19 protein-coding genes are annotated in these 19,124 nt (G+C 52.7%); 7 read left to right on the top strand and 12 right to left on the bottom strand.

The window, feature by feature from the left end:
- Nucleotides 1-92 precede the first annotated feature (92 nt).
- Together ACRQ84_RS05375 and ACRQ84_RS05370 are read right to left on the bottom strand one after the other, a co-directional pair.
- Nucleotides 93-1,433 carry an ISNCY family transposase gene (locus tag ACRQ84_RS05375; RefSeq protein WP_483817890.1) on the bottom strand — a complete coding sequence of 447 codons (1,341 nt, stop codon included), beginning with the start codon at nucleotides 1,431-1,433 and terminating at the stop codon, nucleotides 93-95.
- A gap of 269 nt (nucleotides 1,434-1,702) precedes the next feature.
- Nucleotides 1,703-2,011, bottom strand: a complete 309-nt coding sequence (locus ACRQ84_RS05370; RefSeq protein ID WP_483817383.1) for a hypothetical protein — start codon at nucleotides 2,009-2,011, stop codon at nucleotides 1,703-1,705.
- A gap of 125 nt (nucleotides 2,012-2,136) precedes the next feature.
- On the opposite strand from ACRQ84_RS05370, the gene ACRQ84_RS05365 reads away from it, so the two are divergent.
- The 3 genes from ACRQ84_RS05365 (at nucleotide 2,137) to ACRQ84_RS05355 (ending at nucleotide 4,663) form a co-directional block, all read left to right on the top strand.
- A complete protein-coding gene (locus ACRQ84_RS05365) occupies nucleotides 2,137-2,418 on the top strand; it encodes a VF530 family protein (protein WP_483817382.1) in 282 nt (93 codons plus the stop codon).
- Between the two features lie 289 nt (nucleotides 2,419-2,707).
- Nucleotides 2,708-4,111: a purine-cytosine permease family protein gene (locus ACRQ84_RS05360; protein ID WP_483817381.1), complete on the top strand. Its 1,404-nt coding sequence runs from the start codon at nucleotides 2,708-2,710 to the stop codon at nucleotides 4,109-4,111.
- Nucleotides 4,112-4,258: 147 nt separating this feature from the next.
- Nucleotides 4,259-4,663: a cupin domain-containing protein gene (locus tag ACRQ84_RS05355; protein ID WP_483817380.1), complete on the top strand. Its 405-nt coding sequence runs from the start codon at nucleotides 4,259-4,261 to the stop codon at nucleotides 4,661-4,663.
- Nucleotides 4,664-4,732: 69 nt separating this feature from the next.
- On the opposite strand, the gene ACRQ84_RS05350 is transcribed toward ACRQ84_RS05355, so the two are convergent.
- The 5 genes from ACRQ84_RS05350 to ACRQ84_RS05330 all read right to left on the bottom strand — a co-directional run bounded on the left by ACRQ84_RS05350 (nucleotide 4,733) and on the right by ACRQ84_RS05330 (nucleotide 10,206).
- Entirely contained in the window at nucleotides 4,733-5,848 is a 1,116-nt protein-coding gene (locus ACRQ84_RS05350) for a lactonase family protein (RefSeq protein ID WP_483817379.1), read from the bottom strand.
- Between the two features lie 9 nt (nucleotides 5,849-5,857).
- Nucleotides 5,858-7,201, bottom strand: a complete 1,344-nt coding sequence (locus tag ACRQ84_RS05345; protein WP_483817378.1) for an enolase C-terminal domain-like protein — start codon at nucleotides 7,199-7,201, stop codon at nucleotides 5,858-5,860.
- Complete coding sequence (locus ACRQ84_RS05340) at nucleotides 7,179-8,531, bottom strand: MFS transporter (protein WP_483817377.1); 1,353 nt, start codon at nucleotides 8,529-8,531, stop codon at nucleotides 7,179-7,181. Before ACRQ84_RS05340 ends, ACRQ84_RS05345 begins: the two co-directional genes overlap by 23 nt.
- Nucleotides 8,532-8,729: 198 nt before the next feature.
- Nucleotides 8,730-9,965: a type II toxin-antitoxin system HipA family toxin gene (locus tag ACRQ84_RS05335; RefSeq protein ID WP_483817376.1), complete on the bottom strand. Its 1,236-nt coding sequence runs from the start codon at nucleotides 9,963-9,965 to the stop codon at nucleotides 8,730-8,732.
- Complete coding sequence (locus tag ACRQ84_RS05330; RefSeq protein ID WP_064738674.1) at nucleotides 9,955-10,206, bottom strand: helix-turn-helix domain-containing protein; 252 nt, start codon at nucleotides 10,204-10,206, stop codon at nucleotides 9,955-9,957. The genes ACRQ84_RS05335 and ACRQ84_RS05330 overlap by 11 nt, the downstream gene beginning before the upstream one ends.
- 146 nt (nucleotides 10,207-10,352) lie before the next feature.
- Here ACRQ84_RS05330 and ACRQ84_RS05325 point away from each other — a divergent pair, with 146 nt between their 5' ends.
- From ACRQ84_RS05325 to ACRQ84_RS05315, 3 genes are all read left to right on the top strand, one after another.
- Nucleotides 10,353-11,381, top strand: coding sequence for an NADP-dependent oxidoreductase (locus ACRQ84_RS05325; protein ID WP_483817375.1), 1,029 nt, complete (start codon nucleotides 10,353-10,355; stop codon nucleotides 11,379-11,381).
- Between the two features lie 197 nt (nucleotides 11,382-11,578).
- On the top strand, nucleotides 11,579-12,343 hold the full coding sequence (locus ACRQ84_RS05320) for a hypothetical protein (protein WP_064738672.1): 765 nt from the start codon (nucleotides 11,579-11,581) through the stop codon (nucleotides 12,341-12,343).
- A 143-nt stretch (nucleotides 12,344-12,486) separates the two neighbouring features.
- The gene (locus ACRQ84_RS05315) at nucleotides 12,487-13,227 is read left to right on the top strand and encodes a nitroreductase family protein (protein WP_483817374.1); all 741 of its coding nucleotides are present in this window, start codon (nucleotides 12,487-12,489) and stop codon (nucleotides 13,225-13,227) included.
- 37 nt (nucleotides 13,228-13,264) lie between these two features.
- Here ACRQ84_RS05315 and rluF read toward each other — a convergent pair whose 3' ends face one another.
- Complete coding sequence (gene rluF, locus ACRQ84_RS05310; protein WP_064738670.1) at nucleotides 13,265-14,146, bottom strand: 23S rRNA pseudouridine(2604) synthase RluF; 882 nt, start codon at nucleotides 14,144-14,146, stop codon at nucleotides 13,265-13,267.
- 179 nt (nucleotides 14,147-14,325) lie between these two features.
- On the opposite strand from rluF, the gene ACRQ84_RS05305 reads away from it, so the two are divergent.
- The gene (locus ACRQ84_RS05305; protein ID WP_064738669.1) at nucleotides 14,326-15,060 is read left to right on the top strand and encodes an HPP family protein; all 735 of its coding nucleotides are present in this window, start codon (nucleotides 14,326-14,328) and stop codon (nucleotides 15,058-15,060) included.
- Between the two features lie 109 nt (nucleotides 15,061-15,169).
- On the opposite strand, the gene ACRQ84_RS05300 is transcribed toward ACRQ84_RS05305, so the two are convergent.
- From ACRQ84_RS05300 to ACRQ84_RS05285, 4 genes are read right to left on the bottom strand one after another with little or no spacing between them, the layout of a single operon-like run.
- A complete protein-coding gene (locus ACRQ84_RS05300) occupies nucleotides 15,170-16,087 on the bottom strand; it encodes a metallophosphoesterase (protein WP_483817373.1) in 918 nt (305 codons plus the stop codon).
- A 12-nt stretch (nucleotides 16,088-16,099) separates the two neighbouring features.
- Nucleotides 16,100-16,918 carry a carbohydrate ABC transporter permease gene (locus tag ACRQ84_RS05295; RefSeq protein WP_483817372.1) on the bottom strand — a complete coding sequence of 273 codons (819 nt, stop codon included), beginning with the start codon at nucleotides 16,916-16,918 and terminating at the stop codon, nucleotides 16,100-16,102.
- A complete protein-coding gene (locus ACRQ84_RS05290) occupies nucleotides 16,915-17,826 on the bottom strand; it encodes a carbohydrate ABC transporter permease (protein ID WP_483817889.1) in 912 nt (303 codons plus the stop codon). Before ACRQ84_RS05290 ends, ACRQ84_RS05295 begins: the two co-directional genes overlap by 4 nt.
- Before the next feature lie 2 nt (nucleotides 17,827-17,828).
- Nucleotides 17,829-19,103, bottom strand: a complete 1,275-nt coding sequence (locus ACRQ84_RS05285) for an ABC transporter substrate-binding protein (protein ID WP_483817371.1) — start codon at nucleotides 19,101-19,103, stop codon at nucleotides 17,829-17,831.
- Between the last annotated feature and the right edge of the window lie 21 nt (nucleotides 19,104-19,124).

Raw genomic sequence — 19,124 nt, 5'->3', positions numbered from 1 at the left:
AATGTCTATCCCTGTTGATAATGTCACCCTGATTTCCCATTTGTTAATGTCACTTTGTGCTCTTTTCTGATGAAGAGAAAAGGGCAGAGAGCTCATTTTTTCAGGCTGGATTTAAAGAGTGACGGCTCAGCCAGTACAGGATTGATTGCCCTGAGTTGTTCCTGAACCTGCGCCTGTCTCTTAGGCATATGACGGCTGCGTTTTCTCTTTCCTGCGGCCTCCAGTTCATCCTGCTTTTCCTGCGCGAGCTTCAGCACCGCGCCCAGCCTTTTGTTTTCAACGATGCGCCCCTGGCTGATGCACTCCAGCTTGTCGAACATCTGATATTCCAAGATTCTGCTGCCGTGGCGAAATGCGAGCGTGCCGTCCGGATAATCAAAAGCAAGGATTTTCTCTCCGGCAATGCGTGAGTTTTCCTCCGTAGGTTCTACAAGATATATGATTTTATCGTACTGAAAAGTCAGTGATTTTGAGAGCGTGCGCAGTGTCTGCCAGGCGAAGACATCGTCCAGCTCCGGACCACTCTCTGTAACAGTTCGATGCAGGTTTTTGGGGTATTTTGCCGGTCTGGCAAAGCGGCGGTTGAAGTCGCTGATGAACGTTTCAATCCAGGCGTTGGCGTTATCAATGCCGATGATGTTCTCCAGCCGCATCTCCTTAACCAGCCGATCCTGCAGCGTCAGGTTAGCGCGTTCGACCCGGCCTTTGGCCTGTGAGCTGTTGGCACAGATAAGATCAATGTTCAGCTCGTGCAGCGCGCGTCCGAACTGCGTCATGCCAGTACGTCGTGTTTCGGCCTGGCTGACGCGAAATACTGCGTGCTTATCGCTGTAAAACGCCACCGGCTTGCCGTGTTTATCGATGTAATCGCGCGTGGCCATCATGTAATCAAAAGCTGATTCACTCTGGCAGAAGCGCAGGTGCATCAGACGACCGGTTGCGTCATCAATGTAAACCAGCAGACAGCATTTTGGTGCGCGGCCTTCGAACCAGTCATGGTGAGAGCCGTCGATCTGGATAAGTTCGCCGAGACAGTCACGCCGGTGACGAGGCTGATAAACTCGAGGCTGACGGCGAGCGTGCGGGATCCAGAGTCCGTCAGCAGTCATCCAGCATCGTAGTGTTTCAACTGAGATCGCAATCCCGTGACGCTGCTGGAGCTTTTCTGCGGCAAGTGTGGGGCCGAAACCGACGTAATTTTCGCGTAGCAGCGTCAGTATCTGGCAGCGCAGCGCATCATTAATCCGGTGGGTGCCAGGTTTACCGCGACGCGCGTTCGTCAGCCCGGCAGCGCCGAACTCGCGATAGCGTTTCATCAACCGCTGAACCTGACGTTCAGTGAGCTGCAACTGTGAAGCAGCATCACAACGACGCAGGCGTTTTTCGATAACAGCCTGAATCACGGGAAGACGGTGAAGTTCTTTGTTCGACATGGTCACCAGCATCAGCAGAGATCTCCCAGAAAAGATGGCAAAAGCGCCGTATCTGGGTGACATTATGAACTAGCTAAAAAGTGACATTATCAAATAGCACCTACAACCAAAGGGCGCATAATGTATATTATGTTAAATGAAGTATCTAAGCGCGCACCCAAATCACCATCAGCTCATCACCTGCTTTCTTACGACTATCCAACAACAATCCGTAAACCGCTATAACCCGGTTACCGGACTGTTGAATGAAATTTGTGGCAACAACGTCGTTATCTGCGCCCTTTAATCACTGATGCCTTCCAGTTGAAATCGCTCACTTCACTTTCTTTCAACGATTCAGGTTTCTTCCGGCGCGTCGGTGTTTTCCTGGCCTTTTCAGCCAGCGCTTTCTCTTTGGCCAGTTTCGTCGTCATAATCTGCTGCCGGGCTTCCGCCGTGAACTCTTTCTCTTTCTTTGCATCCGGCTCTTTGCCGGTGCGCTGGCGATACTTCTCCATCAACCCTTTAAACGCGTCCTCTACTGCAACGCGTTCACTCAGATTGAATTGATCGATGGAAATCATTTTCTTGTCGTTCATAGCGTACCGTCCAATAGTGATTTTCTGGCAACAAGTGTACAGCATTTAACGGCAATGAAGATCGCACCATTGCCGCCTGCGTGGCTTTCTTGTAACCTTTGCCGTCAACATTTTAAGGATTTCCTATGAACGATCATCGCTCCAAAGATCCCTTGCACGGCATTACGCTTGAGATGCAAATTAATGCGCTGGTCGCCCATTACGGTTGGGCCGAACTGGGTAAGCTTATTAATATCAACTGCTTTAAAAGCGATCCTAGCGTTAAATCGAGCCTGAAATTTTTGCGCCGTACGCCTTGGGCGCGTGCCGAAGTTGAGGCACTGTATCTGGATTCGCTGGATGATTTTGCTGGCGATAAGCCAGATGATTCAGCGCCAAACCCCTGGACAATCGGCCGGGATAAGTAATTTTTGCCGATAAACCAGGCAGCGCTACGTGAATTCTCAGCTGTTATTCCCCTGCTCTTTTTACAGAATTCACGTAGCGACGTCATCTTAACGTCCCATATTTCCGCTGTGCTGTACTTCTCATCACTTCCTAACCTTGCCAACGTCATCACATTTTCCAATGGCTGATCGTATTGTAACTTTCTATTCTGCATGACAATATCGCTACATGTATATACATGTACCACCAAGAGAGTTCACCTCACACTAACAATAATTCCCCACTTTTAGACGCTTCAGCGAGGAAACTATGTCAGCCGAATCACCTGCAGCAGATTACGCCGGCGCAGAGAAACAGCGCCTGTCAGAAACGCGATCCATTGATTTCATTCCTCCGAGCGAACGCCACGGACATCCTTTTAGCCAGTTCACCCTGTGGTTTGGTGGCAACCTGCAGATTACCGCCATTGTGACCGGCGCGCTGGCCGTGGTATTGGGCGGTGACGTAGTGTGGTCGATAATCGGCTTGCTGGTTGGGCAAGTGATTGGCGCGGTGATTATGTCACTGCATGCGATTCAGGGCCCGCGCCTCGGACTGCCGCAAATGATCACCAGCCGCATGCAGTTTGGCGTTTATGGTGCGGTGATTCCGTTAGTGTTGGTTTGCATCATGTATGTCGGATTCTCTGCCAGCGGCACAGTATTGGCCGGACAGGCGCTCGCCAGGCTGATCAATACCAGCAATGCTTTAGGCATGATCCTTTTCAGTGCGATTATCGTCGTCATCGCGGTGCTGGGATATCGCGTGATTCACAAGCTCGGTAAAGTGGCCAGCGTAATTGGCGTCCTCGCCTTCGTTTACCTGTTTGTCACGTTGCTCTCAACCCATGATCTTTCCGCGTTGTGGCAAAACCAGCATTTCACGGTCGCTAACTTCTTGCTTGCCGTTTCGCTGTCGTCGTCATGGCAGATTGCTTTTTGTCCGTATGTCTCTGACTATTCGCGCTATTTACCGGCGAATGTCTCGGCAAAGAAACTGTTTAGCTGCGTGTTTTTTGGCACCGTTTTAGGTACACAGGCATCAATGACGTTAGGTGTCATCGTTGCAGCCATTGCCGGCAAGGCTTTTTCTGGCAACGAGGTTGGCTATATTGTCAGTTTAGGCAGCAGCGCAACTATGGCGATGGTGATCTATTTCGCCATTTGCTTCGGCAAAATCACCTTTACCACGTTAAACGCCTACGGCAGTTTTATGTCGCTCACCACCATCGTTTCTGGTTTCCGTCAGAAAACGGCGTTGAGCCGTGGTGGTCGCATTGTTTTTGTCGTCTTGATGGTGACGATTTCTTGCGTCATTGCGCTGATTAGCGAACCGGCTTTCCTGAAATCCTTCACCCATTTCCTGCTGTTCTTACTGGCCTTTTTTGTGCCGTGGAGTGCCATTAGTCTGACGGATTTCTATTTGATTACCAAAGGAAAAGTTGATGTGCCGGCGCTTTCACAACCCAATGGACGTTATGGCCGCTGGAACTGGGCAGGCATTATTGTTTACTTCTGTGGCGTGCTGGTACAGTTGCCATTTATTGATAACCCGCTGCATCACGGTTCGTTAACCTGGATTTTTGCCGGTAATGATGTGTCGTGGGTGATTGGCTGGTTTGTCACCGCGCTTCTGTGGTTAGTCGCTAGCAACGTCGATCGTCGTGGGATGTGAACGCAATCTTTACGCTCAAATATGTGACACCGTCACGCAAGCTGCATTAATGAATAGCGCTCACAAGTGCTTGCAACTTTGAGCGCATTATCATTTAGCTAACCCGCCGCTACACTTTAACCATGCTGCACTTACATGGAGATAAAGATGAACGATCAATTTGACGGCAATGGCATTTTCCCCAAAGGGCCTAAAAACGATGCATTTGCGCAATATTTTACCGGGACCAGCTATCTGAGCATGTTGACGACAGAAGGCGTCAATATCGGCAATGTGGTGTTTGAACCGGGCTGCCGCAATAACTGGCATATCCATCATGGTGGCGGGCAGATTTTGCTGGTTACTGGCGGGACGGGTTGGTATCAAGCGTGGAATCAGCCAGCGCGTCAGTTAGTGGCTGGCGATGTGGTCAACATTCCGGCGGGATTGAAGCATTGGCATGGCGCATCGGCGGATAGTTGGTTCGCACACATCGCTATCGCAGTACCAGCTGAGGGCGCTTCCAACGAGTGGCTTGAACCGGTTTCTGATGAAGAATATAAGCAACTATAGGTTCTGCTGCGGATCACTTGCTTCGTAGGGGCGCAATGAATTGCTCGAAATCGCCCCCCTACGAATAAATCAATAACTCACCACGGTCACCCAATTGGCATCACCGCCAGCTGGAGCTTCGCCAACTCGCTTCAGCCCCCCGCTTTCGGCATTAATTTCATAGCTGCCGGTAACCGCACTTTTCTCGCCGCTGGCAATCAGCCAACGTCCATCATCGGTAATCGCCATACCACGCGGCTGTTTCTCGACTTGCCAGCTATCAATCAACGTCAGTTTACCGTCAGCCTTATTCACACGATATCCGCTAATCGTGCTGCTGGTGCGCTCGCTGACATACAGGAAACGTCCATCCGGCGTCAGGCGAATATCGGCTGCCCAGATACGTGGCGTGGTGTCGCTGTAGCCCGGCGGACGCTCTTTGCCATGTTCAAGTTGGTATTTTTCAGCCACGGCATTCGGTGTCTCCGCCACTTTCACCAGTTCTCCACTGGCTTCTCGACGGAACTGGGTAATGATGCCGCCCATTTCGCCGATGTTGTAGAGGAAGTGATTATCCGGCGATAACACGGAATGGCGCGGCCCATTCTCAGCAGCCGTTTTGACGTAACCGTTCCCCAGCGACGTCAGTTCACCCTCAGCACTAAGTTTCAATTGCAGCACGCGATCGGTGCCGAGATTACCGACATAAGCGTTGTTACCGCTCGCATCAACAATGACTGAGTGCGCCGCATGCCCGGTTTTATAACTGCCGATCGGCGGCGCACTCACCTTGCCGTCGTTATTGAGTCTGTAAACCTGTACTACATCGCCATCATAGGACGCACCAAGCAGAAATCGTCCCTGCGGATCCGTACTGATGTAGGGATAACTGGCCGCGGCAGTCACACGGTTCAATTGGCTCAGGTCGCCGGTTTTGCTGTCGATATTCCAGCTCACCAGTTGCAGCGGTGTACTGCGAATCGCGGCGTACAGATGCTTATGATCGGCGCTCAGTGCCATCGGCATCACTTTACCAGCGGCTTGAGTGTGTCCCAGCAACTGTAACGCACCGGTTTGCTCGTTCAGCGCGTAGCGCGCAATGGTGCCATCATTAGCTTCTGACACGTAAACAAAGGTTTGCGCCATCAACGGTGCGCTGGCGGCCATCGACGCCAATAGCGTCACCGCGCGTAGTCGTTTCTTCATACTGCTTCCTTAGCGCACTAATGACGGACGTTTGGCATCATAGCGCCAGTTATCAATCAAAAATTGCATTCCCAACGCGTCGTTACGATTTTTATCCGGCAGCGCGTTATAGAGCGCATGCGCTTGTTCGATGCGATCCATATCCAGCTCAATGCCCAATCCCGGCCCCGGCGGCAACTCCAGATAGCCATCGCGGATCTGCGGAGGTTGACGCGTAAGCTGCTGACCGTCCTGCCAAATCCAGTGAGTATCAAACGCGGTTTGACGGTCGCCCGGTGCAGCTGCACCAAGGTGCGCGACCATTGCCAGCGATATATCAAAATGATTGTTGGAGTGGCAGCCAGTGGTCAGCCCCCATTCATTGCATAACTGCGCCACCACGTTGGCGTTACGCATCGTCCAGAAGTGCGGATCGGCGAGAGGAATGTCAATGGCATTCAGTTGCAGCGCATGATGCAGTTGACGCCAGTCGTTGGCGATCATGTTGGTGGCGACCGGCACGCCGGTGGCGCGGCGGAACTCCGCTAAGGTTTCCCGCCCGGAATAGCCCTGTTCTGCGCCGCAAGGATCTTCAAGATACGGCACCTTTCCAGCCAGCTGCTTGCCAAAGCGAATCGCCTCATCCAGCGACCAGCTGGCATTAGGATCCACGGTTACGCGCGCTTCAGGGAACCGTGCGAGCAGCGCTTCCACCGTTGCCACTTCCTCTTCACCTGTTTGCACGCCGCCTTTGAGCTTGAAGTCGCGGAAGCCGTATTGCTCAACCGCCGCTTCGGCCAGTCGCACCACGGCATCGCTGTCCATCGCCGCCTCATGACGCAGACGGAACCAGCCATCTTGCTCCTGCTCTCCCGAGCGATAGTTCATATTGGTGCGCTTGCGATCGGCGATGTAGAACAAATAGCCCAGCACCGGAATGCGATCGCGCTGTTTACCGCTGGCCAGCAGATCCGCCACCGGCAGGTTAAACAGCTTTCCTTGCAGATCCAGCAGCGCCGCTTCTATGGCCGCTGCGGCGTTGTAAAATTTCTCCGGATTCATCTGCGGAATATGAATATCGTTGGTATGCGAGGTTTGCAGCTGGCGCGCGTCGCTGCTGAACAATTGGCTTAGCGTGGCGTTAAGGCGCAGCAACGAGCTGCCTTCAATCATCGGTCGAAATTGCTCCAGCAGGTGCAACGTCGATGCATGACACGGCGTTTCGCCGACGCCGGTATGTCCGGCGGAATCGGTTAAAATCACGATGATGCGCGTGAAATAGCAGTTATGGGCGCCACCAATGTTCAATAGCATGCTGTCGTAGCCGGCAACCGGCACGATGCGCATCGATTTAATGACTGGACTGTCTGACATGGTTTCTCTCCGTGTGACCGAATGCGGGTGGAACAGGCTTGCGACGCAACAGCAAATAAAGTCCGGTAACTGCTGACACGCTGGTCAGGGCATAAAGTCCGCCGGTGGTGCTGCCGGTGTGCATTTCAAGATAGCCGAATACGGTTGGCGCAAAGAAGCCACCGAGGTTGCCAATCGAGTTGATCAGCGCAATGCCGGGAGCGGCAATGGATGCCGGTAATTCGCTTTGCGGTTGCGGCCAGAAGAATGCCGCGCTCACTTTGGACCCAATGCAGGCCACAATCATCGCCACAAAGCCAAACCATGGCGTGCCAAGCGTGGCCATAAAGGTGCCGCACGCGGCGATCAGCATAGCGATGCCGAGCCCTTTATCCAGCTTATTGCGATAGCGATCGGTGGCTTTACCCAATAGAAACAGCGCGACGATAGCGAACAGCCACGGAACGGCGGTCAACAGTCCGGTTTCAAAACTGTTGAAGCCCTGAATGCGCTGAATGATTTGCGGTAGCCAAAACACTAACGTGTAGCCGGTCATGGTCATGGTGAAGAAAATCAGGCAGTAAGACAAAAGACTGCGATCGGTGATCAAGCCCCATCGGCCATGGCTAACCGCATGCTCCTCGCGAACCTCATCTTCCAATGCCAACTGTTGCGCCAGCGCCTGTTTCTCCGCATCGCTCAGCCACTTCGCGCTGTCCGGTTTAGAGACCAGCACAAAGGCGGCCAGTAAGCCGATCACGATCGATCCACCGCCTTCCATAAACATCACCCATTTCCAACCCGCGATGCCGCCAACATCATGCATCATCAAAATGGCGCCGGTGAGCGGACCAGAGAACAGAAAGGCGCTGGCTGTGGCACTCAGCACCATCGCGGTGGCGCGTCCTCGCCAGGCGTTCGGCACCCATTGACGGAAGTAGAACAGCACGCCGGGGAAGAAGCCCGCTTCCGCTACACCGAGCAGGAAGCGCAGCAGATAGAAATGCAGCGGCGTACTCACGAAACCGGTCAGCACGACCACCATGCCCCACGTAATCATAATGCGCGTGAGCCACACACGTGCGCCGAGTTTCTTCAGCATCATGTTGCTCGGCACTTCAAACAGCGCATAGCCGATAAAGAACAGTCCTGCGCCTAAGCCGAAAGCAGCAGCGCTGATACCTGCATCAGTTTGCAGTTCGGCTTTAACGAAGCCAATGTTTGCCCGGTCAATTTGATTAACGATTAACATCAACGCCAGCATTGGAATGATGCGGCGGAAAAACTTACCGATGGCTGAGGCAATATGCGCGTCATGATCGGGTGATAATTCATATTGTTGTTGTGTCATGCGTCACCTGTAGGGATAAAAGCATCCCTATAGATATACGCAGCAGAGGGAGCCTGCGGGTATGTGGCATTGCCCGAGACCGCTTAGGCAAACGCCCTATGATTGTTAAAATTCATGATGTTATATTAATTCGCGTCGAAAAGTTTACGCCTGGTTTGTGCGCTGGCTCACGACGGGATGCACCCTTCGCGTCACCTATTAACGTAAGGAATCCGTTTTTCGTTTTTTGGCGCGTTTAACATCCGTTTTTAAAAATAAATTATTAGTTGCCACACTGCGTGTCAAAGAACGACCAATTGACTCTCGCATTTCAGGAAAGTCTGCGTATATTGCATTTCGATTTAAATCATCATTGATAACATCAGCAAACTGCTCCATCACCATGGCGGGTTTAACGATTTTCAATTCCCGTGCGAGTTTAATCAGACTGTCTCTATCAGGAAATTTTTTGCTTTTATTTAACTTCAGGGCCAATTCATTATCGGTAGTTGGATAGATATGTGTATTTACCACATCATATAATGGCGATAACTTGGCTGTGCTATGGTTGGTTGCAGAATATAATAAAGAGAAATTTTTTAAATGCGCATTACCATTTCCCACCATGCAACTAAACAATACATAACGCCAGTAAAGTTCTACTTGAGACTGATCGCGAGTAAAGAGACTCACGATCTTACCCCCCGTTTCATAGGACCCATTATATTTATGATCGGCTGACCTGCCTGAAAGCACACAAAAATCTTCCATCGCCAACCGTTTATCATTCTGAATATCAAACCGTTCCATGATAAACAGCTCTTTATTATCTGAGAGCCAAAAATCAGCGACGGGTAACCCACACAACCTGGCTAACGACATGCAGATAAACTCATTTTCTGCCAAACGCGGATACTCCTCATCACCGGTTTTCGCTATCAAATTAGGATAAAGAACGGTGCCGCGACTCTCTGTACTGATCATGACTTTCGGTTGAACGCCAGAAATCGAGGTCTGCAATAAATATTTATTTAGCAGATATTGAAATGCACTCTCTTTAAGATCCCAATGAAGTAAATCATCTAATTTTTCCGGCGATGGACACGGCAGCTCAATATCACTCTTGTAGGATAGCGCACCAATACCGGTATCCTGCTGTAAAGCCAGGAACAGCATGTCGCTAACATGACCTACATAACGCCGTAAACGCTCAGCAATATGATAACGAACATAGCCTTCCGGAATGTTCATCTCAAAAATATTAAATAAGCGGCTGGAATTATAGCTTAGGCGGTTTGCGGGTTGCATGGTCATCGAAGCAGCGTGGACATCAGAACCCGCATAGCTAAAATTATAACTGCCGTGTTCGTGCAGCAATCTGCCACTTAATTCGCCACCGCTGTAGACATCAATATGACGAATCGGTCGAGCAAGCTGGTTAAAATCAGTCATCATCAAACAACATCTCCAGTTCATCCATCTGTGGTAAGCCCGCTGACTGCACAGACAACACCAACTCAAGCGCATTAAGATACAAAGTGAGCGCTTTGAGGGAACCTGAATAGGCGCCGTTTTCAATCTGTGAAATAACCGTGCGATGAACGCCTGCACGCGTTGCGGCATCGGCTTGAGTCCAGCGGTTAGCCTTCCGCCTTTCCCGGCATTTGGCTCCTATTGCTTGCAAACCAGGCAACATACCCTCTCCAGTGTTGTTATATGATAACAATGACTGTATTATCACCATAATGTTTCTATATGACAACATTTAGTTCAGCTTAAGTGATCTTGTTTCCTTTTCCTCGTCTACACTTGCCTCACGTGAAAACGCTAATAGAGGTAAAAATGTCGCAATCTAATCAACGTAATCAAGCTTGGCTATTAGCCTCACGCCCTGATGGTGAACCGGTAAAAGAGAATTTCCGCCTGGTGGAGCAGCCGATTCCTGACGTGAAGGAGGGCCAGATCCTGCTGCGCACGCTTTATCTTTCACTCGACCCGTATATGCGCGGACGCATGGATGACAGCAAATCCTATGCTGCACCCGCTGAACTCGACCAGCCGATGGTCGGCGGCACGGTGAGTGAAGTGGTGGAATCTAAACATGCAGATTTCCAGCAAGGCGATGTGGTTCTTGCGCAAAGCGGCTGGCAAAGCTATGCGGTTTCGGACGGAAACGGCGTGGCGAAACTGGGCGATCTGCCCCATCCTTCCTGGGCGCTGGGCATTCTCGGTATGCCGGGTTTTACTGCCTATATGGGCTTGATGGACATTGGTCAGCCTAAACAGGGTGAAACCTTAGTGGTTGCCGCGGCAACCGGCCCGGTCGGTGCCACGGTTGGTCAGCTTGGCAAACTTCAGGGCTGCCACGTTGTAGGCGTCGCTGGTGGCGAAGAGAAGTGTCGTTATGCGATTGAGAAACTCGGTTTTTCTGCGTGTATCGATCACCACCGCGAAGACTTTGCCGAACAGCTGGCCGCCGCCTGCCCGGACGGCATCGATATCTACTTCGAAAATGTCGGCGGCAAAGTGTTCGATGCGGTATTCCCATTGCTGAACACCGCGGCGCGCGTGCCGGTATGTGGCCTGGTTTCGGGCTACAGCAGCCGCGAATTACCGCCGGGGCCGGATCGCACCCCCCAAATCATGGGCGGTATTCTTAAGCGTCGCATTCGTATGCAGGGTTTTATCATCTTCCAGGATTATGGCGATCGTTACCCTGAATTCCTTAAAGCGATGACGCCGCTGGTGGAGCAGCAAAAAATCCACTACCGCGAGCACATGATCGACGGACTGGAAAACGCACCACAGGCGTTTTTCGATATGTTGAACGGCAAAAACTTCGGGAAAACCGTGGTAAAAGTCGCGCTGTAGGGTAAAAAGTTAAAAATTCATCATTTAGCACAGCCGCAAGTCCAGTAAGGCTTGCGGCGTTTTTTGGCGCTTCGCTTGTTCAAATATTGTTAAGAACTTTGCAGAGATTACTGGTAATCCATACAGATAAGGTTCAGGATGGTCACTCATCCTGGATTAGCACCCACGGCAATTCACCCTCAATCTGAGGGCACGTTATGAATTTTTACTCAACAGAAACCGTTTGCGCCTTAACCGGTGCCAACCGCGCTAATTTGCGTCGCTGGTTGCGCGGTGGATTAATTTCTGAGAATCACGTTAATAAGGATTGGAGCCGACATCAGGTTGATGAAGTGCTCGCCATGATGGCATTAACCGCGGGTGGCGCCACGTTGTGGCAAATCTATCAGGGCAGACATTGCGGACTTGATTACTCATCATCGGGCTGGGTGGCACGCCGCGGCGATCTGTTACGTCAGCTGGAACTAGGTTCTGACCGCGAACTGGCACGCACCGTGCGCAATCTGTCGGGCGATTACAGCAGTGACGATTTCGTCAATGTGCTGATGAAACCGCTCAATCGTTGGCTGCGTGATGATACGCGTCGCGGCGCATCGCGTAGGTTAACGCGCTTTCACGAAGCAATCGTTCATCACAGCGACTGCGTAAAACGCGCTTCATCGCGTCAACAGCAGATGCCGCTGTTGCTTGAAGTGGTAAGCACAGGTGATGAGACGGAAGTGTGGCTGGAAGCCATTCGCCTGACCGGACAAGGATTCTGCGTCGATGTGGATCAAACCTCACAACCGATACGGTACGACTCAGAAAGCCGCCACAATCATCATTTGTTATGGTGTGGTGCCGGGATCAGCGAAGAGCGAATGACGCAGTTTCAGCGCGGATTACGTTCTGGTAAAGCCGTAATGCTCAGCGGTCCCGATCGCAGCATCCACCCTGCCGTCGCTCAAGCCAGGGTCGCTTAGCCGGTGCATTATGCACCGGCCCGTTTCCGCTTACTTTTTCCCGCACTTTACTTATTCGAAAGACGTCGTTAGCCAAGGCAACAACGGTTAAATCTGGTCCTTCCCTCTTCTGTTACGCTCTCGCCTCCCAATCAGGAGGATCCATGAGTTCATTAATCGATATTTTCACCAGTCATAAAAGCGAGCGCAGTTTTACCGACCATCCCATTGAGGATGCGGTGCTGGATCGCATCATTTCGGCCGCGTATCGCGCCCCAACCTCGGTGAACTCGCAGCAGGTTTCTTTGGTGGTGACGCGCGATGCTGAAAAACGCGCACAAATCTCACAGATTGCCGGCGGCCAGCCGTGGATTGCCAAAGCGCCGGTATTTATTACGCTGGTGCTGGATATGCATAAATCGCGTTTGGCGATGAACGCTATCGACCGCGAGCAGATTGCCCAGCAGAGCATTGAAAGCATTGTGTCAGGCTCAACCGATGTGGGTATTGCGTTGGGTTCTATCATGGCGGCAGCGCGCGCGGAAGGCCTGGGCATTGTACCGATTGGCGGCATTCGTCGTGAACCACAGGCGTTGGTCAGCTTACTCGATTTGCCGGCATACACCTTCCCGGTGGCGGGCGTTGTGATTGGTCATGTCGATCAACCTGCACATCAGAAGCCGCGTTTGCCGCTGGCAACCTTCCGTCATGAAGAGCGTTATCAACGTGATGGACTGGAGCAGCACATTGCTGATTACAATCAGGAGATGGTGCAGCATTGGAAGAATACCGGACGTGAAGATGGCGAGAGCTGGAGCGAAAGCGTGAGCGGCTATTATCACAAGATCTATTTCCCGCATGTGTTGGACGCGCTGAAAAAGCAGGGATTTGGCACCGACAAGTAACCTTGATTCCCCGCGCAGATGGCGCGGGGAAATGAAATTAGCGCCCTTTTTTCTTACGTCCCGGCTGGGCAAAACGCTGACGATTGGCCGGCTTTGCGCCCGCTTTCTCGCCTGGTTTTGCTGCGCTCGCTGCCGATTTTTTTGCGGCTGCCGCAGGTTTCTTCTTCGCCTGAGTCTTCTGCGTTTTTTGGTCTTCGGATGACGAGTCTTCAATCAATTTGAAGAGGTCGATCAGTTCATCATCGGTGAGATCGCGCCACTCGCCGAGCGGAATCCCTTTCAGGCTGACGTTCATGATGCGCGTACGCTCAAGTTTGGTGACTTCAAAGCCAAAATGCTTCGTCATACGACGAATCTGGCGATTCAGCCCCTGAACCAGAATAATGCGGAAGACAAAGGTCGACTCTTTTTTTACTTTGCACTTCTTTGTCACGGTGCCGAGCATCGGCACGCCCGCGCCCATTCCGGCAATGAACTCATCGGTGATCGGCTTATCGACGGTGACCACATACTCTTTTTCGTGGTTGTTACCCGCACGCAGGATTTTATTCACCAGATCGCCGTGGTTGGTGAGAAAAATCAGTCCCTGCGAATCTTTATCCAGACGACCAATCGGGAATACGCGCTTGCTGTGATTAACGAAATCCCCGATGTTGTCACGCTCACCCTCCTCCATGGTGGTGATAATGCCAACCGGTTTGTTGAGCGCAATCAGGACTAAATCTTCTTCGTCACGCGGCTCAATCAGCTGACCGTTCACTTTTACTTCATCCCCCGCAAACACCTGCGCACCGACGGCAGCGCGTTTACCGTTAATGAAAACGTTGCCTTGCTCGATGTAACGATCGGCATCGCGGCGTGAGCAGATACCGCTCTCGCTGATGTACTTGTTCAGGCGTGTGGATGAGTTAGGCAGCATGGTTCCTCCGAAAAAAAACGGACTATACAGCAACCTTAGGCGTTGGTTAAGCATCGCGACAATCATCAGCATTTCTCTCACCACGATGTAACAGCACACTAACAATGTGGTTGTTGTCATTGGATCGATCAGCGACAATCCGCACCCATCGTTTTTTCTTATGACAGAGTGATTCCGCAATGACAAAACAGCCATCGGTGACGTGGATTTCATCCGTGCGCACCTTTCTGGCCCGCCTGTGGCCCCCTCCGTTACCGGGAGGCAAAAAGCAGAGGGTCATTGCCAGCATTGGCGCGGGATTAGGTCTGATGATTACCAGCTTGACCAGTCACTGGTTGCTGGGAGAAGTAAATCTATGGTTTGTCGCCCCGATGGGCGCTTCGGCGGTCTTGCTATTTGGCCTGCCGAATAGTCCGCTGGCGCAGCCGTGGTCAATTGTGGGCGGCAATCTGGTGGCGGGTGTCATCGGCGTCACTACCGCGCTGCTTGTTCCCCATCCTGCAATGGCATGCGGCATCGCGGCATGCTTGACGATAGCGCTGATGTTCCAGCTGCGCTGTCTGCATCCACCGAGCGGCGCGGTGGCGCTGACAGCAATTCTGGGCGGTAATGGCGTCCAGCAACTGGGTTATCACTTTATTCTGACGCCGGTATTGTTGAATTCGGTGTGTCTGGCATTGCTGGCGCTGGTGTTTAACAATCTCGCCGGCCGCCGTTACCCGCATCCACTGGCGACAACGGAGACCAAAGCGCCGCCCGTGGTGATTGACGTGCAGATTACGCGTGAAGACCTGCATCAGGCACTGGAAAGCGGTGAAGTGCTGGATATAGATGAGGATGATTTGCAGCAGTTGTTGCAGCGCGCCGAAGAGATTGCGATTCATCGTCAGCGCGGGCAAATACCAGCATCATAACCATGAGTGGCATACGCTCGCACGTAATGTAGCGGCGCAATTTATTGCGCAATAAATTGTACCGCTACGGACTGTGCGATAAGTGAATTCAGAACTTAACCGATCGGTATTACGCCAGTGATGGTGCCCAGCTGACTTCCCCGCCATAACCCGTCACGCGTAGCGATTCGCCCTCTATCTCAACCACCGCAAATGGCACCTCGTCGGCCCCATCCAGCATTCCTTTGAGCGTATAAAAGCCTGTTCGACCGATACGTGCAAAGCCGCCGCGGTGATCGTGTCCAGAGAAACACCCATGTATGTTGTAACTAGAAAGCAGTTCTGCCAGCACACTGCCGTTGAGCAAGTTGTGGCTATTATGCGGTGCCAGCGGATAATGGCCGAACACCACCACCTTTTCCCCTTGCTGCTGAGCCTGTTGCAACTGCTGTTCAATCCACATCAGCTGCTGCTTGCCTACCGCGCCGTTCCATGGTTTCGCCTGCGGCTGCTGGCGCTCCGTCAGGTCCACCAGCATCGCCTCCGCCTGCGCGCGATCGTCACCGTTCTGCGTGTTGCAATAGAGACTGATATCGTTGCCGTCATAAACAATAAAACGCCAGCCCTGCAATCCAAAGGCGTAATAGCTTTTCGGCAGCGCGGCGGCTTCATTGAGATGTTGCGCGATGGTCTGCGCATCGTGATTGCCCAGCACCACCACATGCGGATGCTCGAGGCGATGGTAAATCGGTAATATCGCCGCGTAGCTGCTCCACTGGCGATCAACTAAATCACCCAGCGTGACGACAAAATCCAGCGGCTGCTGATTCAACACCTCAATTGCCTGCGGCAGCTTACGCAGCGCGTGGCGATAGTAGAGATTTTTAGCAATATCGGCGTCGATGTCAGCATACTGCGGATCGGCAATCAAACCAAAACGTAGCGTGCCACCGAGCGGTGCGCGACGCACATCAGGCAAGGCATAGAGTTTGGCGACATCGCCCAGCAGTTCACGCTGTAATGGGGTCAGCGGATGCGGATAAGACACGAAAAGCACTCCTTAGCGAATACCGGCACGCATAAACGATTGAATGAACTGACGCTGGAAAATCAGGAAAAGAACCAGCAGCGGCAAAGTGGTCATCAAGGTGGCCGCACCAATCAACGCCCATTGCACGCCCTGCTCTGGCGCCGAGAACAGTTGCAAGCCGACGGTCAGCGGCCGCACGTTGACGGAATCGGTGATCACCAGCGGCCAGAGGAAATCATTCCAGTGAAAGCTGATCGACACCAGTGCAAACGCCACATAGATCGGCTTGGCCAGCGGGATGTAAATCTTACGCAGAATGTAAAAGCGGCTGGCGCCTTCTACTATCGCCGCCTCTTCCAGCACCAGCGGGATGGCTTTGAAGGTTTGCCGCAGCAGGAAGATGGCGAACGCCGAGGAGAAATACGGCAGCGCGATGCCGGTGAGCGTATCGCGTAAACCCAGCGCACCAATGGTTTGGTAGTTGTTCAGCATCAGCACGTCGGGACTGATCATCAGTTGCAGCAGAATCAGCGCAAAGATGGCACCCGAAAATTTCAGACGAAAGCGTACTAACGCATAAGCGGCCATGGTTGCCAGAATGAGTTGCACCACCACAATCATCAGCACCAGCAAGCTGGTATTGAGAAAGTAGCGACCAAATGGCGCGGCGTGCCAGGCATTCACAAAGTTCTGTAAGGTTAGCGGTGAAAAGAGCGAGAAGCTCGCCTGATCGGAAGCCGGATGAATCGCTACCCAAAACGCCACCAGAATCGGTAAAAACCACAGCAAGGCGGCAAGCCCAATAACCGTGTTCAGCCACAGACGACCAAAAGTGATTGTCGGCTTCATTGGTAATGGGCTCGCTTGTCTAACAGGTTGAATTTCAGCAGCGCAATAGCGGCAAGGATCACCAGCAACACCACCGTCATGGCGGCAGCCGCGGGCATATCCCAGAAGCTAAAGGCGGTACGATAAATATAAAACAGCAGCAAGCTACTGCTGTTATTCGGTCCACCATTGGTCATGGCAATCACCTGATCGACAATGCGGAAGGCATTCATCGAGGCATTGATCAGCACAAACAGCGTGGTGGGCATCAGCAGTGGCCACTGCACGCGACGGAAGAAATAGCGGCGCGAGGCCCCTTCTATCTGCGCGGCTTCGCTGAGGCGCGGATCGATCTGCTGCAAAGCGGCGAGATAAAAGATCATAAAGAAGCCCGCTTCGCGCCACACTGAAACCGCCATCAGACAGTACAATGCGCTGCCCGGTTCGCCGAGCCAGTTAATGGCCGGTAGCGAAAACAGCGCCAGCAGCTTATTCAGTAACCCAAGCTGCGGCGTATAGAAGAACAGCCACAAATTGGCGATGGCGATCATCGGCAGCAGCGAAGGAATAAAGAACGCAGAGCGCACCAGCGCATTGGCACGCATATGGCGATTGACCGCCAGCGCCATCAGCAGCGCCAGCGTTACCGCCAGCGGAATAGTGATCAGCGCGTAGCGCAGGTTATTCCACAGCGACTGGATGAAGATATCGTCATCTAACAGCGCGAGATAGTTATCCAGCCCAACAAAATGCGCGGGACGACCGTTACGCGCTGCGCTGAACAGGCTTTCCCACACAGTCGCGACCGCCGGATAGTGCGTGAACAGCAGCAAAAAGCTCAGTGCCGGCAAAATCAGCAGATAACCATACAGCTGCATCGACCATAACCGGGAAGGACGAACCGGCGCGACGGTGAGAATCGTGCTCATCATTATTGGTAAGGCTTCAGCAGACGATCGGCTTGCTTCTGCGCGCCTTCCAGCGCTTCGGCTGGCGTTTTCGCCTGCGTCACCGCAGCTTCTACCGCGTGATTGAGCGCATCCTGAATCTGCACGCTGTTATAGGTAGAGAGTTCCGGTTGGGCATACTTCAGCTGTTCACGCGCCACCAATGCCTGCGGAACGTCTTTGACGTAATCCTTCATTACCGTGGTATCCCAGGCCGCTGGAGACGTCGCAACATAACCGGTGGCGATACTCCAGCGCGCCGCCTGCTCTGGCGACGTTACCCAACGGATAAATTCCATCGCCGCTTTCTGCTGTTCTGGCGACGCATTTTTGAAAACATACAGGTTGCCGCCGCCGGTTGGGCTGCCGCGCTGGGTTTTTTCCGGCAACATCGCTACGCCGAACGGAAATTTCGCGTTATCACGCACGTTGGTCAGATTGCCGGTCGTCGTCACCATCATCGCGGTTTTGCCGCTGATGAAGTCCTGCGGTGTGGTGCCCCACGCAATTGCGCCTTTAGGCGAGACTTCCTCTTTCTGGCCGAGATCGTTCAGCCACTGCAGCGTTTCAACGTTGCCCGGCGTATTGAAGTGAACCGCAGTGCCTTTGCCGTTATCCAGACGACCGCCATTTGTGGCGGACAAGCCCTGGAAGTTCCAATAGCCGTTTGGCGTAGACGGAATCTCGATGCCCCACTGGCTAACGCCATTGGCATCCTTGATAGTGAGTTTCTTACTGAACGCCACCACCTGCTGCCAGGTGGCCGGCGGCGTATCGGCATTCAAACCGGCTTTTTCAAACGCCTGTTTATTCCAGTACATCACCACGGTCGAACGCTGGAACGGTACGCCCCACACTTTGCCATCAATGTGGCGCAGAAACGCCGGATAGAAACTCTCGATCCATTTTTTGCCTGAATCGCCCTGCGCCAAATCGCTGGCCGCCACAATCGCACCGGCATCAATCAGTGAATAGGCTTCGATATCGCCAATCACCGCCAGCTGCGGCGCGTTGCCACCGCGAAATGCGGTCAGCGCTTTGGTTACGGTGGTGGCGTAGTCACCGGTATACACCGGCTGGATGCTCACGCCCGGATGCCCTTTCTGGAAATCCGCCACCAGCGCATCAACGGTATGACTGACTTTGCCCCCCACCGCGATCGGATAATACATTTGCAGCTTGACCGGTTCGGCAGCGAACGCCGACGCAGTAACGGCGAGCACTAAAGCAGAAAGACGTGAATATCGAATCGCAGACATGATTTTCCCTTGGGCAAATGA

It is taken from the genome of Pantoea sp. E2023-21 (genome assembly GCF_051302795.1).
Classification (GTDB): Bacteria; Pseudomonadota; Gammaproteobacteria; order Enterobacterales; family Enterobacteriaceae; genus Pantoea; species Pantoea ludwigii_A.
Note: the sequence above shows the minus strand (reverse complement) of the source record. Positions and strands in the feature narration are given on the sequence as shown.

Bases quoted from the DNA above. Each gene is read 5' to 3' on its own strand.
- ACRQ84_RS05305 (WP_064738669.1), top strand. From the start codon at position 14,326: ATGACAAAACAGCCATCGGTGACGTGGATTTCATCCGTGCGCACCTTT.
- ACRQ84_RS05330 (WP_064738674.1), bottom strand. From the start codon at position 10,206: ATGTTGCCTGGTTTGCAAGCAATAGGAGCCAAATGCCGGGAAAGGCGG.
- ACRQ84_RS05295 (WP_483817372.1), bottom strand. From the start codon at position 16,918: ATGAAGCCGACAATCACTTTTGGTCGTCTGTGGCTGAACACGGTTATT.
- ACRQ84_RS05375 (WP_483817890.1), bottom strand. From the start codon at position 1,433: ATGTCGAACAAAGAACTTCACCGTCTTCCCGTGATTCAGGCTGTTATC.
- ACRQ84_RS05315 (WP_483817374.1), top strand. From the start codon at position 12,487: ATGAGTTCATTAATCGATATTTTCACCAGTCATAAAAGCGAGCGCAGT.
- ACRQ84_RS05350 (WP_483817379.1), bottom strand. From the start codon at position 5,848: ATGAAGAAACGACTACGCGCGGTGACGCTATTGGCGTCGATGGCCGCC.
- ACRQ84_RS05290 (WP_483817889.1), bottom strand. From the start codon at position 17,826: ATGAGCACGATTCTCACCGTCGCGCCGGTTCGTCCTTCCCGGTTATGG.
- ACRQ84_RS05335 (WP_483817376.1), bottom strand. From the start codon at position 9,965: ATGATGACTGATTTTAACCAGCTTGCTCGACCGATTCGTCATATTGAT.
- rluF (WP_064738670.1), bottom strand. From the start codon at position 14,146: ATGCTGCCTAACTCATCCACACGCCTGAACAAGTACATCAGCGAGAGC.
- ACRQ84_RS05345 (WP_483817378.1), bottom strand. From the start codon at position 7,201: ATGTCAGACAGTCCAGTCATTAAATCGATGCGCATCGTGCCGGTTGCC.
- ACRQ84_RS05370 (WP_483817383.1), bottom strand. From the start codon at position 2,011: ATGAACGACAAGAAAATGATTTCCATCGATCAATTCAATCTGAGTGAA.
- ACRQ84_RS05355 (WP_483817380.1), top strand. From the start codon at position 4,259: ATGAACGATCAATTTGACGGCAATGGCATTTTCCCCAAAGGGCCTAAA.
- ACRQ84_RS05320 (WP_064738672.1), top strand. From the start codon at position 11,579: ATGAATTTTTACTCAACAGAAACCGTTTGCGCCTTAACCGGTGCCAAC.
- ACRQ84_RS05340 (WP_483817377.1), bottom strand. From the start codon at position 8,531: ATGACACAACAACAATATGAATTATCACCCGATCATGACGCGCATATT.
- ACRQ84_RS05285 (WP_483817371.1), bottom strand. From the start codon at position 19,103: ATGTCTGCGATTCGATATTCACGTCTTTCTGCTTTAGTGCTCGCCGTT.
- ACRQ84_RS05365 (WP_483817382.1), top strand. From the start codon at position 2,137: ATGAACGATCATCGCTCCAAAGATCCCTTGCACGGCATTACGCTTGAG.
- ACRQ84_RS05360 (WP_483817381.1), top strand. From the start codon at position 2,708: ATGTCAGCCGAATCACCTGCAGCAGATTACGCCGGCGCAGAGAAACAG.
- ACRQ84_RS05325 (WP_483817375.1), top strand. From the start codon at position 10,353: ATGTCGCAATCTAATCAACGTAATCAAGCTTGGCTATTAGCCTCACGC.